Source organism: Pseudomonas sp. BN417 (genome assembly GCF_029871205.1).
Taxonomy (GTDB): domain Bacteria; phylum Pseudomonadota; class Gammaproteobacteria; order Pseudomonadales; family Pseudomonadaceae; genus Metapseudomonas.
The window spans coordinates 16797-31277 of the sequence record NZ_SSOJ01000162.1 but is presented as its reverse complement, the minus strand read 5'-3'; the positions used below and the strand labels follow the sequence as shown (position 1 = coordinate 31277).

Annotated in this window: 16 protein-coding genes; 11 read left to right on the top strand and 5 right to left on the bottom strand. The window is 65.0% G+C overall.

What is annotated here, in order from left to right; translation table 11 throughout:
• Nucleotides 1–45: 45 nt before the first annotated feature.
• From pstA to E8F11_RS27015, 5 genes are all read left to right on the top strand, one after another.
• Nucleotides 46–1662, top strand: a complete 1617-nt coding sequence (pstA, locus tag E8F11_RS27035; protein WP_280292197.1) for a phosphate ABC transporter permease PstA — start codon at nt 46–48, stop codon at nt 1660–1662.
• Nucleotides 1663–1730: 68 nt separating this feature from the next.
• Nucleotides 1731–2564 carry a phosphate ABC transporter ATP-binding protein PstB gene (gene pstB / locus E8F11_RS27030; RefSeq protein ID WP_280291994.1) on the top strand — a complete coding sequence of 278 codons (834 nt, stop codon included), beginning with the start codon at nt 1731–1733 and terminating at the stop codon, nt 2562–2564.
• Nucleotides 2565–2684: 120 nt separating this feature from the next.
• Entirely contained in the window at nt 2685–3431 is a 747-nt protein-coding gene (gene phoU / locus E8F11_RS27025) for a phosphate signaling complex protein PhoU (RefSeq protein WP_280291993.1), read from the top strand.
• A 183-nt stretch (nt 3432–3614) separates the two neighbouring features.
• Nucleotides 3615–4520, top strand: a complete 906-nt coding sequence (locus E8F11_RS27020; RefSeq protein WP_280291992.1) for a response regulator — start codon at nt 3615–3617, stop codon at nt 4518–4520.
• 104 nt (nt 4521–4624) lie between these two features.
• Nucleotides 4625–5521 carry a peptidoglycan DD-metalloendopeptidase family protein gene (locus E8F11_RS27015; protein WP_280291991.1) on the top strand — a complete coding sequence of 299 codons (897 nt, stop codon included), beginning with the start codon at nt 4625–4627 and terminating at the stop codon, nt 5519–5521.
• A 60-nt stretch (nt 5522–5581) separates the two neighbouring features.
• Here E8F11_RS27015 and E8F11_RS27010 read toward each other — a convergent pair whose 3' ends face one another.
• The 3 genes from E8F11_RS27010 to phoB all read right to left on the bottom strand — a co-directional run bounded on the left by E8F11_RS27010 (nt 5582) and on the right by phoB (nt 9031).
• A complete protein-coding gene (locus E8F11_RS27010) occupies nt 5582–6922 on the bottom strand; it encodes a hemolysin family protein (protein WP_280291990.1) in 1341 nt (446 codons plus the stop codon).
• 77 nt (nt 6923–6999) lie between these two features.
• Nucleotides 7000–8304: a phosphate regulon sensor histidine kinase PhoR gene (gene phoR / locus E8F11_RS27005; RefSeq protein WP_280291989.1), complete on the bottom strand. Its 1305-nt coding sequence runs from the start codon at nt 8302–8304 to the stop codon at nt 7000–7002.
• 37 nt (nt 8305–8341) lie between these two features.
• On the bottom strand, nt 8342–9031 hold the full coding sequence (gene phoB / locus E8F11_RS27000) for a phosphate regulon transcriptional regulator PhoB (RefSeq protein ID WP_016495408.1): 690 nt from the start codon (nt 9029–9031) through the stop codon (nt 8342–8344).
• A 316-nt stretch (nt 9032–9347) separates the two neighbouring features.
• On the opposite strand from phoB, the gene E8F11_RS26995 reads away from it, so the two are divergent.
• Nucleotides 9348–9734 (top strand): hypothetical protein, encoded by a 387-nt coding sequence (locus tag E8F11_RS26995; protein ID WP_280291988.1) that lies wholly within the window; start codon nt 9348–9350, stop codon nt 9732–9734.
• Nucleotides 9735–9844: 110 nt separating this feature from the next.
• Here E8F11_RS26995 and ubiA read toward each other — a convergent pair whose 3' ends face one another.
• Both ubiA and E8F11_RS26985 read right to left on the bottom strand, forming a co-directional pair.
• Nucleotides 9845–10735 (bottom strand): 4-hydroxybenzoate octaprenyltransferase, encoded by an 891-nt coding sequence (gene ubiA / locus E8F11_RS26990; RefSeq protein ID WP_280291987.1) that lies wholly within the window; start codon nt 10733–10735, stop codon nt 9845–9847.
• A 25-nt stretch (nt 10736–10760) separates the two neighbouring features.
• Complete coding sequence (locus tag E8F11_RS26985) at nt 10761–11315, bottom strand: chorismate lyase (protein WP_280291986.1); 555 nt, start codon at nt 11313–11315, stop codon at nt 10761–10763.
• A gap of 168 nt (nt 11316–11483) precedes the next feature.
• Here E8F11_RS26985 and E8F11_RS26980 point away from each other — a divergent pair, with 168 nt between their 5' ends.
• The 5 genes from E8F11_RS26980 to E8F11_RS26960 all read left to right on the top strand — a co-directional run bounded on the left by E8F11_RS26980 (nt 11484) and on the right by E8F11_RS26960 (nt 14185).
• Nucleotides 11484–11651 carry a rubredoxin gene (locus tag E8F11_RS26980; RefSeq protein WP_280291985.1) on the top strand — a complete coding sequence of 56 codons (168 nt, stop codon included), beginning with the start codon at nt 11484–11486 and terminating at the stop codon, nt 11649–11651.
• A gap of 154 nt (nt 11652–11805) precedes the next feature.
• On the top strand, nt 11806–11973 hold the full coding sequence (locus tag E8F11_RS26975; RefSeq protein WP_028626916.1) for a rubredoxin: 168 nt from the start codon (nt 11806–11808) through the stop codon (nt 11971–11973).
• 73 nt (nt 11974–12046) lie between these two features.
• A complete protein-coding gene (locus tag E8F11_RS26970; RefSeq protein ID WP_280291984.1) occupies nt 12047–13195 on the top strand; it encodes an FAD-dependent oxidoreductase in 1149 nt (382 codons plus the stop codon).
• 188 nt (nt 13196–13383) lie between these two features.
• Nucleotides 13384–13656: an HU family DNA-binding protein gene (locus E8F11_RS26965; RefSeq protein WP_016495401.1), complete on the top strand. Its 273-nt coding sequence runs from the start codon at nt 13384–13386 to the stop codon at nt 13654–13656.
• Between the two features lie 136 nt (nt 13657–13792).
• Nucleotides 13793–14185: a helicase gene (locus tag E8F11_RS26960; RefSeq protein ID WP_280291983.1), complete on the top strand. Its 393-nt coding sequence runs from the start codon at nt 13793–13795 to the stop codon at nt 14183–14185.
• Nucleotides 14186–14481 lie beyond the last annotated feature (296 nt).

The window sequence follows — 14481 nt, the reverse complement described above, 5'->3', positions numbered from 1 at the left end:
GTTTCCCTGAAATACTGGTTCAAGAGTGGCGCACCGGGCGTCTGGATGAGCGGCGGCGCGGTGTCCATCGCCGTCATCATGACCATCGGCCTGCTCTCGGTAATTGCAGTGCGCGGCCTTGGCCACTTCTGGCCGGCTGACCTGGTGGAGGCGTCCTACTCGGTGCCTGGCCAGGCTGCCAAGCAGGTCATCGCCGAAGAAGTGCAGGTCGAGGAAGTGTCCCGCACCCGCCTGAAGGGCGCTGGTCTGCCTGTGCCGGAAGACGGTCCGGAGTTCATGACCCGCGAGCTGCTCAAGGTGGGCAACCGTGACGTCTACGGCAGCGACTTCACTTGGGTCGTGGGCGACTGGCTGAAAGACCAGAAGACTCCCGCCGAGCTGCTGGTGCTGGAGCGCCGCGAGTGGGGCAACTTCTACGGCCGCCTGGTGGCCGTGAAGGAGAATGGCCAGATGGTGGCCGAAGGCGAGGCCGCCATGGCCGAGCTGCAAAAGCGCCTGCAACGAGTCGACGACCTCTATGCCCAGCTCTACCAGCTGGAGAAGAAGGACATCGGCGGCATCAACCACGGTCTCGAGCGCCTGCGCCTGGATACCCGCAAGCTCGAGCTGAGCGATACCCTGACCGCCGAAGCCCAGGCCGATATCGCCGCTGAGCGCGCCGAGCTGGAAAACCGCTACAAAGGCCTGGAAGCGCAGCTGCTGGACTTGCACCAGCAGTTCAACCGCGACAGCGTGGTGGTCCGCGAGGCCGGCGGCCAGGAACAGGAAATCAGCCTTGGCAAGGTCGTCCACGCCTACCAGCCGAACGCCATGGGCCTGTTCGACAAGCTCGGCTTCTACTTCGCCAAGCTCTGGGAATTCCTCGCCGATGACCCGCGTGAGGCCAACACCGAAGGCGGCATATTCCCGGCCATCTTCGGCACCGTGATGATGACCCTGATCATGGCCGTGATCGTCACCCCCTTCGGCGTGATCGCCGCCATCTACCTGCGCGAGTACGCCAAGCAGGGTGTGCTGACCCGGGTGATCCGCATCGCGGTGAACAACCTGGCGGGCGTTCCGGCCATCGTCTACGGCGTATTCGGCCTGGGCTTCTTCGTCTACGTGCTGGGTGGCTCGCTGGACCGCCTGTTCTTCCCCGAGTCCGCTCCGGCGCCGACCTTCGGCACCCCGGGCCTGCTCTGGGCCTCGCTGACCCTGGCGATACTCGCCGTGCCGGTGGTGATCGTCGCCACCGAGGAAGGCCTGGCGCGGATTCCCCGTGCCGTGCGTGAAGGCTCCCTGGCCCTGGGCGCGACCAAGGCCGAGACCCTCTGGAAGGTCGTCCTGCCCATGGCCAGCCCGGCCATGATGACCGGCCTGATTCTCGCCGTGGCCCGCGCCGCCGGTGAAGTGGCGCCGCTGATGCTGGTGGGTGTGGTGAAGCTGGCCCCGAGCCTGCCGGTGGACGGCAACTATCCCTACCTGCACCTGGACCAGAAGATCATGCACCTGGGCTTCCACATCTACGACGTCGGCTTCCAGAGCCCCAACGTCGAGGCCGCCCGCCCGCTGGTCTACGCCACTGCGCTGCTGCTGGTGCTGGTGATCGCCCTGCTGAACTTCTCGGCCGTCGCCATCCGGAACCACCTGCGTGAGAAATACAAGGCGCTGGACAGCTGATCAGTCCACCGCCGCTCGCTTTGCCCAAGGCTTACAGCTTGTAGCTCGAAGCTACGAACGGAGTGAATATGCAACACGAAACCCACAGCCACGGCGTCAACATTTCCGCCCTCGGCCGCGACAAGCAGAACCTGCGCCTGGCCGAGGAAACCGTTGCCCTCGAAGTGCCGGGCCTGTCCCTCTTCTATGGTGAGAAGCAGGCGCTGCACAATGTCAGCCTGAATATCCCGAAACAGCGCGTGACCGCCTTCATCGGCCCGAGCGGCTGCGGCAAGTCGACCCTGCTGCGCTGCTTCAACCGCATGAACGACCTGGTGGACGGCTGCCGCGTCGATGGCGAGATCCGCCTCGACGGCAAGAACATCTACCGCAAGGGCGAGGAAGTGGCCGAGCTGCGCCGCCGCGTGGGCATGGTGTTCCAGAAACCCAACCCGTTCCCCAAGAGCATCTACGAGAACGTGGTCTACGGCCTGCGCATCCAGGGCATCAACAAGAAGCGCGTGCTCGACGAAGCCGTGGAGTGGGCCCTCAAGGGCGCCGCCCTGTGGGACGAAGTGAAGGACCGCCTGCACGAGTCCGCCCTCGGCCTCTCCGGTGGCCAGCAACAGCGCCTGGTGATCGCCCGCACCATCGCGGTGGAGCCCGAGGTCCTGCTGCTCGATGAACCCTGCTCGGCCCTGGACCCGATCTCCACCCTCAAGGTGGAAGAGCTGATCTACGAGCTGAAGAGCAAGTACACCATCGTCATCGTGACCCACAACATGCAGCAGGCGGCGCGGGTTTCCGACTACACCGCTTTCATGTACATGGGCAAGCTGATCGAATTCGGCGACACCGACACCCTGTTCACCAACCCGGCCAAGAAGCAGACCGAAGACTACATCACCGGTCGCTACGGCTAGTCGCGCGGCGCGCGACAGCTGCAAGCCGCACGTTGCAGGCGGCAAGTGAAGGCAGCTCAGGACTACGAACCCACCGGCTTGAAGCTTGCAGCTTGAAGCTTTCGCGGAGCGAACTGAAAAATGATCGACAAAGACAGCCTCACCCATCACATCTCCCAGCAGTTCAACGCCGAACTGGAGGAAGTGCGCAGCCACCTCCTGGCGATGGGTGGCCTGGTCGAGAAGCAGGTCAACGACGCGGTCACCGCGCTGATCGACGCCGACTCGGGCCTCGCCCAGCAGGTGCGCGAGATCGACGACCACATCAACCAGATGGAGCGCAACATCGACGAAGAGTGCGTGCGCATCCTCGCCCGTCGTCAGCCGGCGGCGTCCGACCTGCGCCTGATCATCAGCATCTCCAAGTCGGTGATCGACCTCGAACGTATCGGCGACGAGGCCTCGAAGATCGCCCGCCGCGCCATTCAGCTCTGCGAGGAAGGCGTGGCGCCGCGCGGTTACGTCGAGGTGCGCCACATCGGCGACCAGGTGCGCAAGATGGTCCAGGAAGCACTGGACGCCTTCGCCCGCTTCGACGCCGACCTGGCCCTCTCCGTGGCCCAGTACGACAAGAACATCGACCGCGAGTACAAGACCGCCCTGCGCGAACTGGTCACCTACATGATGGAAGACCCGCGCGCCATCAGCCGCGTGCTCAACGTCATCTGGGCCCTGCGCTCGCTGGAGCGCATCGGCGACCACGCGCGCAATATCTCCGAGCTGGTGATCTACCTCGTGCGCGGCACCGACGTTCGCCACCTGGGCCTGGCGCGCATGACCGAGGAAGTGAAGGGCAACGGCAGCGGCAAGGACGCTTCCCAGAGCTGAGCCTGAAACCTCCCAGCGAACGCCCGGCCCTGCGCCGGGCGTTTTGCTTTCCAGCGTCGTCGTACCGGCCCCACCGATCGCCGCAATCACTCCGAGCTGTCCGACAGGTCATCGCCCAAAACTGGTTTGGCAAAGGGCTATCAGCCAAGGCTATGCTAAGCCCCGATTCCCGAGGAGCAGTCGATGGGCAAGGTCAATGTGCTGGTGGTGGATGATGCGTCCTTTATTCGCGACCTGCTGAAGAAGGGGCTGCGCGACCATTTCCCCGGCATCCAGATCGAAGAGGCGATCAATGGGCGCAAGGCCCAGCAGTTGCTCGCCCGCGCCACTGTCGACCTGATCCTCTGCGATTGGGAAATGCCCGAGATGTCCGGCCTGGAACTGCTCACCTGGTGCCGCGAGCAGGAAAGACTGAAGGGCACACCCTTCATCATGGTCACCAGCCGCGGCGACAAGGAGAACGTCATCCAGGCCATCCAGGCCGGCGTCTCCGACTACATCGGAAAGCCCTTCTCCAATGAACAGCTGGTGACCAAGGTGAAGAAGGCGCTGACCCGCTCCGGCCGCCTGGAAGACCTGATGACCAGCGCACCCAACCGGTTGCCCAATGCCGGTGGTTTCGCCAACGACTCCCTGGCCGCCCTCACCGGTGGCAAGGCCGAGGTGGTTCGCCCCGCCGCCGCACCTGTGGCGCCGAGCGCCAAACCCGCTGCGCCCGCGCCATCGACCAGTTCGGCCGCCCAGGCCCCCGGTGGCCGTGGCCAGGCCCAGCTGCGCCTGCCTGCGGGTGTGCTGGCCGGCGTGATCAAGGCCCTGAGCCTGAAGGACGCGCAACTGGTGGTACGGCGTGGCGATCCGCTACCGCAGGTGCTGGAAAGCGCCGTGCTCGATCTGGAGCAGGGCGAGGGTGGCGAGGTGGCGCGGCTCAATGGCTATCTGCACGCGGTCGCCGCCCTGGAGCCCCGGCCCGATAGCGAGTGGCTGCTGCTGACCTTCCGCTTCGTCGACCGCGATCCGCAGAAGCTCGATTACTTGTCTCGGCTGATCGCCCGCGGCACTGCGCAGAAGCATTTCGTCCCCGGCGCCTGAGCGCCCAGCCAACCCCGTCACAGCCCGATGGACGGTGCCTCGCCCGCCGCAGTCCGCGCTGCTAGTCTTCGGCAACACGGAGCACAGAAGAACAACGGGCCGACATGCTGGGGCGATTCCTTTCTCTGGTGCTGCTGCTCGGCGCAAGCCTGCCGGCGGCTGCACTGACCATTTACAAGTACACCGATGCCAACGGTGTGGTGACCTATACCGACAAGGCCGTGGCCGGCGCCAAGGTGTTCGTCTTCCGCGACCGCATGGTGGAGCGCCTCGACCTGTCGGTGAAGCTGGAAACCAAAAAGCACGCCGCCGGTGAAACGCTGCTGCTGCGCAACGAACTGTTCGCCCCGGTGGAAGTGGAATTGCGCATCGAGCAGGCAGAGAACGTCTCCGGCGTACCGGACCAGCCGATCCGCTGGGTGCTGGCGCCGCGCAGCAGCATGCGCATGGCCACCCTGGCCGCGGCAGATGCCTCCCGGCCCATGCGCTACAAGCCCAAGCTGCGCTATGCCCTGGGCGACCCACGCCTGCAGCCGGTGCTTTACCGCTATCCGCTGCCCTGGCAGGGCGGGCCCTTCCGCCTGACCCAGGGCGCCAATGGCCGTTACAGCCACTTCACCCCCAAGGGCCGCTACGCCCTGGATATCGCCATGCCGGAAGGCACTCCCATAGTCGCGGCACGCTCGGGCATGGTGGTGAAGATCGAGAACGACCAGAGCGGCCGTGGCAACAACCCCTCCGGCAACTTCGTGCGCATCCTGCATGACGACGGCACCATGGGTGTCTACCTGCACCTGATGCGCGGCTCGGTACAGGTGCGTGAAGGCCAGCAGGTGGCCATGGGCGAACGCATCGCCCGCTCCGGCAACACCGGCAACAGTACCGGCCCGCACCTGCACTTCGTCATCCAGCGCAACATCGGCCTGGCGCTGGAATCCATCCCCTTCGATTTCGCCCAGCCGGTGGACAGCCTGCCGAACTTCGCGGTGGGTGGGGAGTAGGGCCCACGGAGTCGAGGTAGGTTGGGCTGAGCTACGCGAAGCCCAACCTACATAAATTACTCAGTCCAGCTTGAGCACCTTGGCCAGGACGATCTTCGGGCCTTTCATCTTCTTCACGATGATGCGCAGGCCGTCGGTCTCCAGCACTTCTTCCTCTTCCGGCATGCGGTTGAGGGTTTCGTAGATCAGGCCGGCGAGGGTGTCCGCCTCGACATGGTCGAGGTCGATGCCGAGCAGGCGCTCCACCTTGAACAGCGGAGTGTCGCCGCGTACCAGCAGCTTGCCCGGCTGGTAGGCGAGGACGCCGCGTTCGGTCTTGCGGTGCTCGTCCTGGATATCGCCCACCAGCACTTCCAGCACGTCTTCCATGGTCAGGAAGCCCACCACCTTGCCGTCGGCCTCCTCGACCACGGCGAAGTGCGAGCCGCCCTGGCGGAACTGCTCCAGCAGGCGCGACAGCGGCATGTGCTTGGTGACCCGCTCCAGGGGATGGGTGAGCTCTTCCAGGTCGAAGGTTTCCGGCAGGCTGTCGAGGGCGGCCAGGGCCAGCAGCAGGTCCTTGATGTGCAACACGCCGATGAACTCGCCCTTCTGGTCGTCGTGCACCGGGTAACGGCTGTACTTGTGCCGGCGGATCACGGTGAGGATATCCGCCAGGGGCGCGTCGTGTTCGAGGTAGATCAGGTCTTCCCGGGAGTTGGCCCAGTCCACCACTTCCAGTTCACCGAGCTCCACGGCCGAGGCCAGCACGCGCATGCCCTGGTCGCTGGGGTCGCGAGCGCGGCTGGAGTGGAGGATCAGCTTGAGCTCGTCGCGGCTGTAGTGGTGCTCGTGATGTGGGCCGGGCTCGCCTTGTCCTGCGATGCGCAGGATGGTGTTGGCGCTGGCGTTGAGCAGCCAGATGGCCGGGTACATCAGCCAGTAGAAGAGGTAGAGCGGCACGGCGGTCCAGAGGGACAGCAGTTCCGGCTTGCGGATGGCCCAGGATTTGGGCGCCAGCTCGCCGACCACGATGTGCAGGTAGGAAATGATGAAGAAGGCGGTGAAGAAGGCGATGCCGTGGACCAGCTTCGGCGAATCGATGCCGATGGTTTGCAGCAGGGGCTGCAGCAGGTGGGCGAAGGCCGGCTCGCCGACCCAGCCGAGGCCCAGGGAGGCCAGGGTGATGCCCAGCTGGCAGGCCGAGAGATAGGCGTCCAGCTGGTTGTGTACGGTGCGCAGGATGCGCCCGCGCCAGCCGTGCTTGTCGGCGATGGATTCGACGCGGGTGGAGCGCAGCTTGACCATGGCGAACTCGGCGGCCACGAAGAAGCCGTTGAGCAGCACGAGGAAGAGGGCGAAGAGAATCAGGCCGAAATCGGCGAAATAGGCGAGAAAGTTGGAACTGGGGGAAGGGTCCATGGATGGTTTTTGCTGACGAATGACCGGCTAAGGTTGAAGGCTGTACCCCGAGTTTGCAAGTCGGGGTATGGCGGGGATCAAGCGCGCCGGGCGACCTGGGTGGCCGGGAAATGGCAGGTGAAGGTGCTGCCGTGGTTGAGTACCGAGCTGATGTCGAGGCGGCCGCGATGGCGGATCAGCACGTGCTTGACGATGGCCAGGCCCAGGCCGGTGCCGCCGGTGCTGCTGTTGCGGCTGGAGTCGACACGGTAGAAGCGCTCAGTCAGGCGCGGCAGGTGCTTGGTCTCGATGCCGATGCCGCTGTCCTGCACGCTCAGGTGCGCGCCCGACTCGTCGCCCCACCAGCGGATGCGGATCTCGCCTTCGTCCGGGGTGTACTTCACGGCGTTGAACACCAGGTTGGAGAAGGCGCTGCGCAGCTCAGCCTCGCTGCCGCGCAGCTTGTAGTTGTGATCGGCTTCCAGGCTGATGCGGTGGTGGCGGTTGCCGGACAGGGCGAGGGCGTCGGCCTTGATCTGCAGCAGTATCAGGTCGATGGCCACCGGCTGGTTGTCCGAGGGGTAGTCGGTGGCTTCCAGCTTGGCCAGCAGCAGGAGGTCGTTGAGCAGGTTCTGCATGCGCACGCCTTGCTGGCTCATCTGCTGCAGGGCGCGGGTCCAGCGCGGGTTCACGTCTTCGACGTTGTCCAGCAGGGTCTCCAGGTAGCCGGCGATCACCGTCAACGGCGTGCGCAGCTCGTGGGAGACGTTGGCGACGAAGTCTTTGCGCATCTGCTCCAGGTGGTAGAGGCGGGTGACGTCGCGGACCAGCATCAGGTGTTCGCTGTTGCCGTACTGGGTGATGTGGAATTGCAGGCGCAGGCGGTCGTTGACCGGCGAGGGCAAGTCCAGGGGCTCGTTGTAGTTGCCCTGGTCGAAGTATTCCTTGAAGCGCGGGTGGCGGATCAGGTTGGTCACCGGCTGGCCGCTGTCCTGTGGGGTCTTGAGGCCGAGCAGGGTTTCCGCGGCGCGGTTCCACCAGTCCAGGTTGCCGTCGCTGTCGAGCATCACCACGGCGTCCTTCAGGGCGGCGGTGGATTCCTGCACCCGGTCGATCACCGCCTGCAGGCGGCCGCGCACGCGCTGGTCGCGGCGTTGCAGGTGGTAGATGCTGTCGAACACCTCGCCCCAGAGGCCGTAGCCATCCGGCGGCGGCTCCTCCGGCTGGTGCTGCTTGAGCCATTTGTAGAGGCGCAGCAGTTGCACCAGGGTCCAGCCCAGGTAGGCGCCGAGGCCGATGACCAGGGCCCAGGCGTAGTAGCCGGTGATCAGCCCTGCCAGCAGGCAGGCACCGATCAGCAGTAGCAGGCGGCGGATGACAGCGCCGCGCCAGTCGTGATTCACCTATCGCGTCCTTGTGGTCGGCCCGGCGGGGCCCGGGTCAGCTTTTGGTGGAGAAACGATAGCCGGTGCCGCGAACGGTCTGAACCAGATTTTCGTATACCTCGCCGAGCGCCTTGCGCAGGCGGCGGATGTGTACGTCGACGGTGCGCTCCTCGACATAGACGTTGCCACCCCAGACCTGGTCGAGCAACTGGCCGCGGGTGTAGGCGCGTTCCTGGTGGGTCATGAAGAATTGCAGCAGGCGGTATTCGGTGGGGCCCATCTCGGCCGGCTTGCCGTCAATGGTCACGCGGTGGCTGATGGGGTCCAGCAGCAGACCGCCGATGGCGATCGGCGCTTCGCCGTCGCTGGGACCGGCACGGCGCAGTACCGCCTTGAGCCGGGCCACCAGTTCGCGCGGGGAGAAGGGCTTGGTGATGTAGTCGTCGGCGCCGACCTCCAGGCCCTGGATCTTGTTGTCCTCTTCGCCCTTGGCGGTGAGCATGATGATCGGGATGTCGTTGGTCAGGTCGTCGCGCTTCAGGCGGCGGGCCAGTTCGATGCCGGAGGTGCCGGGCAGCATCCAGTCGAGGAGGATCAAGTCGGGTTTGCGGTCGACGATGATGGCGTGCGCCTGCTGGGTATTTTCGGCTTCCAGGCAGTCGTAGCCGGCCATCTCGAGGGCGACGGCGATCATCTCGCGGATCGGCGCTTCGTCGTCGACTATCAGGATGTTCTTGCCAACCATGTTCAGGCCTCGAAAAGATCGCGTGTATGTCTGATTGCGCCGCATTAGATAACGGAATTATTGCAGCGATGTGACAGGCAATGTTAGGCGCTGCCAAAGTTCCATCCCTGGCGTGACGGAATATCGAACGAATCCGCTAAAGGCTTCGTCTAAGCTGAATGAGGCCGCCGCCAACCCAGGGCGGTCCGGAGCCTGGCACAGGGCGCCATTCGAAATGGGCGTTCGTGGCTTTCCCAGTCCTGAATCGCTGTGACCTCAAGTCGTGATCCAGCTGCCGCCAGGCTATCGCTGTTCATTCCGAGGAGAGGCGCAAAAAATGAGAAGAATTTCCCCCCGATTCGTCCCGTTGCTTGCCGGTGCGTTGCTGAGTTGGTCCCTGTCGGGTCTGGCAGCCGAGCCGGCGATGGAGAAGGACGGCATGCTGGTGGATGCCAAGGGCATGACGCTCTACACCTACGACAAGGACGCCGACGGAAAGTCTGCCTGTAACGGCCAGTGCGCGCAGAACTGGCCCCCGCTGATGGCCGATGCCAGCGCCAAGGCCGAAGGCGAATGGAGCGTGGTCAAGCGCGACGACGGTTCGATGCAATGGGCCTATGACGGCAAGCCGCTGTACACCTTCGTCATGGACAAGAAGGCTGGCGACGTGACCGGCGACGGCAAGATGGGGGTATGGCACGTCGCCAAGCCGGAAGCCTACTAGCAGGCTGTGGATAACTGCCTGCATTGCCGATTCGGTGCTTGAAGCGGCTGCCGCGCCAATGTTTTTCCACAGGCCGGCAGCCGCAAATCGGCGTGCGCGCTGCGTCGCGATCAGCGCAGCGCGTAATCGGCGACTATGCCCACCAGGATCGCCAGTCCCGCCCAGTGGTTGTGCAGGAAGGCCTTGAAGCAGGCCTGGGGATCGCGCGTACGGGTGCTATGGAACTCCCAGGCGAAGCAGGCGGCAGCGGCCGCCAGGCCAAGGTGGAAATACAGCCCCAGTTCGAAACGGTTGCCCGCCAGCAGCAGGCAGAGCAGGGCCAGGCCCTGCAGGATGGCGATGATAAGGCGGTCGGCATCGCCGAAGAGGATGGCGGTGGACTTCACCCCGATCTTCAGGTCGTCCTCGCGGTCGGTCATCGCGTAGTAGGTGTCGTAGGCCACCGTCCACAGCAAGTTGGCGATATACAGTAGCCAGGCGGCGGCTGGCAGCTCGCCGGTCTCGGCGGTGAAGGCCATCGGCATGCCCCAGGAGAAAGCCGCACCCAATACCACCTGCGGGTAGTAGGTGTAGCGCTTCATGAAGGGGTAGCAGGCGGCGAGCGCCAGGCCGCCGAAGGATAGCCAGATGGTGGTGGCGTTGGTGAAGAGCACCAGCACGAAGCTGATCGCTACCAGCACGGTGAAGAACACCAGCGCCTCGCGCGGGGTGACCCGACCGCTGGCCAGGGGACGGGCGTGGGTGCGGCTGACATGGCCGTCGATATTGCGGTCGGCGTAGTCGTTTATCACGCAACCGGCGGCGCGCATCAGGTTCACGCCGAGGATGAAGATCACCAGGTTCTTCAGGCTGGGGTGGCCGGAGCCTGCTATCCACAGGGCCCAGAGTGTGGGCCAGAGCAGCAGATAGATGCCGATGGGCTTGTCCAGCCGGGTCAGCTGGATGAAGTCCATGGCGCGGGGATGCAGGCGATTCAGCGATTGCAGCAGCGTGAGGTACATCGGCGGCTCTCCTTGGGAGAGCGGATTATACGGCCTCGACGCCGGCCTCGCGCCACAGCGCGGGCAGGAAGATCTCCGCCACCAGCACCCCCAGTTCCCCTCGCGAGAAGCAGGAGCGGCGCCCCCAGAGGCGTTCTTCGCGCACGTCGGTCGGCAGCCAGGGCGCGGGATAGCGGGCGACTTCGATGGCGCCGCGGTCGAAGGCGCGGTCGCTGAACAGCAGCTCGCCCAGGGAGCGGCTGCCGAGCTGGTGCAGGTCCAGTCCCGAGCCTTCCAGCACGCTGCGGGCGGCCACGCTGCGGGCGAATACCCAGACCTCGCCATGGCCGCGCAGGTACACCTCGCGAACCCAGCCCTGGCTGCCGGCGGGAATGCCGAGGGCGACGCATTCGTCGGCGCGCAGCGTCTGCCAGCCTTCCTCCAGCGGGGTGACGCTGAAGGCGTTGTCCGATAGGGCGGTCAGCCGGCGGGTCAGGGAACCCTGGTCGAACAGCCAGTCGCGGACGCAGGCGGCAGGCGCGGGGTGGAGCTGGGCGGCGGTCAGCCAGCGAGGCGGATGGGCAAGGGCGGCGTGGGGCACGGGCGGGGGCTTGGGCGGTTGAAGACGGCGCAGATTAGCACGGCCGGTGTCTGTCGGCTGCCTCTTGCCCGCAGGCGGGCGAAGCAGTACAAAGCGGCCCTGAGCCGACCGCTAGCGCCCACCAGAGGCAACAGGTCGAGAACGCCTGATAGTCGAGGTAAATGAGTGATGAAGAAGTGGCAATGCGTGGTGTGTGGCCTGGTCTACGACGAATCCATGGGCTGGCCGGATGAGGGCATCGCCGCCGGCACCCGTTGGGAAGACGTCCCGGCAGACTGGCTGTGCCCCGATTGCGGCGTGGGCAAGCTGGATTTCGAGATGATCGAGATCAACTGATCCCGTCCCCTGTCGAACGAGCCGGCCAAGTGCCGGCTTTTTCGTCTTTGCGCGGGAGGGCCTATCCTCTGTCTGGAACGGCATGGCGGCCCTTGGCTGCCGCCGGCCAATTGGAGTAGGTTCAGTACGGATATCCGCGCCGGCGGAGGTGGTCATGCGCAAGTGGCAATGCATAGTCTGCGGCTTCATCTACGACGAAGCCGAAGGGCTGCCCGAGGAAGGCATTGCCCCCGGCACGCGCTGGGAAGACATCCCGCCGGACTGGGTCTGTCCCGATTGCGGTGTCGGCAAGATCGATTTCGAGATGATCGAGATCGCCTGATCCGTCCGCCATCCAACCCCATTCAAGCGACGGCCCGTGGGCCGTCGCGTCGTTTCACGAGCAGGAGTGAGCAATGAGTGCACCCGTGGTGATAGTCGGCACCGGCCTGGCCGGTTACAACCTGGCCAAGGAGTTTCGCAAGCTGGACAGCGAGACCCCGCTGCTGCTGATCAGCGCCGACGATGGCCGCTCCTACTCCAAGCCCATGCTCTCCACCGGTTTCGGCAAGAACAAGGACGCCGACGGCCTGGCCATGGCCGAGGCCGGCGCCATGGCCGAGCAGCTCAAGGCAGAAGTCCGCACCCACACCCGCATCACCGGCATCGATCCGGGGCACAAGCGCCTGTGGATAGGCGAGGAAGCCGTGCCCTACCGCGACCTGGTGCTGGCCTGGGGCGCGGACACCATCCGCGTGCCGGTGGAAGGCGACGCCCAGGATGCGATCTTCCCCATCAACGACCTGGAGGACTACGCGCGTTTCCGCACGGCCGCCGCCGGCAAACGCCGTGTGCTGATCCTCGGCGCCGGCCTGATCGGTTGCGAGTTCGCCAATGACCTCAGCCTGGGCGGGCTGCAGGTGGAGCTGGTGGCGCCCTGCGAACAGGTGATGCCGGGCCTGCTGCACCCTGCTGCCGCCGCGGCGGTGCAGGCCGGGCTGGAAGGCCTGGGCGCGCATTTCCATCTCGGGCCGGTGCTGGCGCGCCTGGATCGTGGCGATGCTGGGCTGGAAGCAGAGCTATCCGACGGTACCCGCATCAGCTGCGACCTGGTGGTCTCCGCCGTGGGCCTGCGCCCGCGCACCGAGCTGGCCGCCGCTGCGGGCCTGGAAGTGAACCGCGGAGTGGTGGTGAACCGCCAGCTGCAGAGCTCCCACGCGAATATCTACGCCCTGGGCGATTGCGCCGAGGTGGACGGACTCAACCTGCTCTATGTGATGCCGCTGATGGCCTGTGCCCGCGCCCTGGCGCAGACGCTGGCGGGTACGCCGACGGCGGTGAACTACGGCGCGATGCCGGTGACGGTGAAGACGCCTGCCTGCCCGCTGGTGGTATCGCCGCCGCCCCGTGGCCTGGAGGGCGACTGGACGGTGGAAGGCTCTGGCGCGGACATCAAGGTGCTCTGCCGCGATGCCGCCGGGCGCCTGCTCGGCTATGCCCTGACCGGCGCCGCAGTGCAGGAGAAACTGGCTCTGAACCGTGAGCTGCCGCCGCTTTTGGCATAAATGTCAGCCCTTCTGTCGGATTAGGCCTTCGCTTCATTCGGAAATCCCTTCCGGGACACTGGCGAAGTGCCAAATGGCGTGCCATCCTCCCCGTGGTCTGCCGCAGCGCAGAGCCGTTGCGGCGCCTTGGGCGCTGTTCTGGAAGAACAGCACGGACACAAAAACAACAAACCGTCAAAGAGGCATCTATGCGTAAACCGGAACTCGCCGCCGCCATTGCCGAGAAGGCCGATCTCACCAAGGATCAGGCCAATCGCGTACTCAATGCGGTGCTCGAAGAAATCACCAACGCGCTGAATCGCAAGGACAGCGTGACGCTGGTGGGCTTCGGCACCTTCCTGCAACGTCACCGCGGTGCCCGCACTGGGAAGAACCCGCAGACCGGTCAGCCGGTGAAGATCAAGGCCAGCAACACCGTCGCCTTCAAACCGGGCAAGTCGCTGAAAGAAGCTGTGAACTGAGCTTCTTCTGCCCGGAACCGGGGAGGTTCCGGGCAGTTCACCCACTATCACCCCGCCCCGCCTTTTGGCTGGCTGTAGTCCTGCCGGCAAATCGCTACAATGCGCCGTTTTCTCAACCTTTCGAGACCGTGCGCGCATGAAATTCCGCTTTCTTCTCTGGATGCTGGGCCGCCTGATGACCAAGGCCAGCCGTGACAATGCCGAGTTCCAGCAGCAGCTGGCCGGCAAGGACCTGGTGTTCCAGCTGCACACCCTGGACGGCAAGATCGCCCGTCACTTCATCGTCAAGGACCAGCGCGTGGTCAGCAAACGCGGCACCGCCAGCGCGCCGGCCTTCGCCATCGGCTTCAAGGACGGCGCCTACGGTTTCGCCACCATGAGCGCGAAGAACAAGCAGCTGGCCTTCATGCAGGGCATCCAGAACAAGGACATCCAGATCCAGGGCAACCCCGGGCTGGTGATCTGGTTCCAGGGCCTGACCAAGCACCTGGTACCGAAGAAGAAGGCGGTGGAGAAGAAGGCGGCCTGACGGCTCTGCTCTCCGCTGTGGGGGCGAATTCATTGGCTATGTCTGCGTTAAGTGTTGCTAGAGCGTCCTGAGCTGAACTGCTTATCGAGTGGCCTGCGAGTCCCGGTTTCGCCTTCCCAGGCGAGTCCCTTTTCCAATCGTTGAAAAGGAACCAAAAAACTTGCCCCTGCATCCGGCCCGACTTCGTCGGGTGACCAGCCTTCGGCTGTTACTGCGTTTCCCTCGCTCCATCATTGCGCCGGGGGCCCGGCGTGAGGGGCCATCCCTGGCCCCGCACGCCTCTCGCGGCATCCATG

Excerpts from the sequence above, each read along its gene's own strand:
- phoB (WP_016495408.1), bottom strand. The coding sequence starts at position 9,031 with ATGGTTGGCAAGAACATCCTGATAGTCGACGACGAAGCGCCGATCCGC.
- E8F11_RS27010 (WP_280291990.1), bottom strand. The coding sequence starts at position 6,922 with ATGGACCCTTCCCCCAGTTCCAACTTTCTCGCCTATTTCGCCGATTTC.
- pstA (WP_280292197.1), top strand. The coding sequence starts at position 46 with ATGAGCGGCGGCGCGGTGTCCATCGCCGTCATCATGACCATCGGCCTG.
- phoU (WP_280291993.1), top strand. The coding sequence starts at position 2,685 with ATGATCGACAAAGACAGCCTCACCCATCACATCTCCCAGCAGTTCAAC.
- E8F11_RS26975 (WP_028626916.1), top strand. The coding sequence starts at position 11,806 with ATGCGCAAGTGGCAATGCATAGTCTGCGGCTTCATCTACGACGAAGCC.
- E8F11_RS27020 (WP_280291992.1), top strand. The coding sequence starts at position 3,615 with ATGGGCAAGGTCAATGTGCTGGTGGTGGATGATGCGTCCTTTATTCGC.
- pstB (WP_280291994.1), top strand. The coding sequence starts at position 1,731 with ATGCAACACGAAACCCACAGCCACGGCGTCAACATTTCCGCCCTCGGC.
- E8F11_RS26970 (WP_280291984.1), top strand. The coding sequence starts at position 12,047 with ATGAGTGCACCCGTGGTGATAGTCGGCACCGGCCTGGCCGGTTACAAC.
- E8F11_RS26965 (WP_016495401.1), top strand. The coding sequence starts at position 13,384 with ATGCGTAAACCGGAACTCGCCGCCGCCATTGCCGAGAAGGCCGATCTC.
- E8F11_RS26980 (WP_280291985.1), top strand. The coding sequence starts at position 11,484 with ATGAAGAAGTGGCAATGCGTGGTGTGTGGCCTGGTCTACGACGAATCC.
- ubiA (WP_280291987.1), bottom strand. The coding sequence starts at position 10,735 with ATGTACCTCACGCTGCTGCAATCGCTGAATCGCCTGCATCCCCGCGCC.
- E8F11_RS27015 (WP_280291991.1), top strand. The coding sequence starts at position 4,625 with ATGCTGGGGCGATTCCTTTCTCTGGTGCTGCTGCTCGGCGCAAGCCTG.
- E8F11_RS26995 (WP_280291988.1), top strand. The coding sequence starts at position 9,348 with ATGAGAAGAATTTCCCCCCGATTCGTCCCGTTGCTTGCCGGTGCGTTG.
- E8F11_RS26960 (WP_280291983.1), top strand. The coding sequence starts at position 13,793 with ATGAAATTCCGCTTTCTTCTCTGGATGCTGGGCCGCCTGATGACCAAG.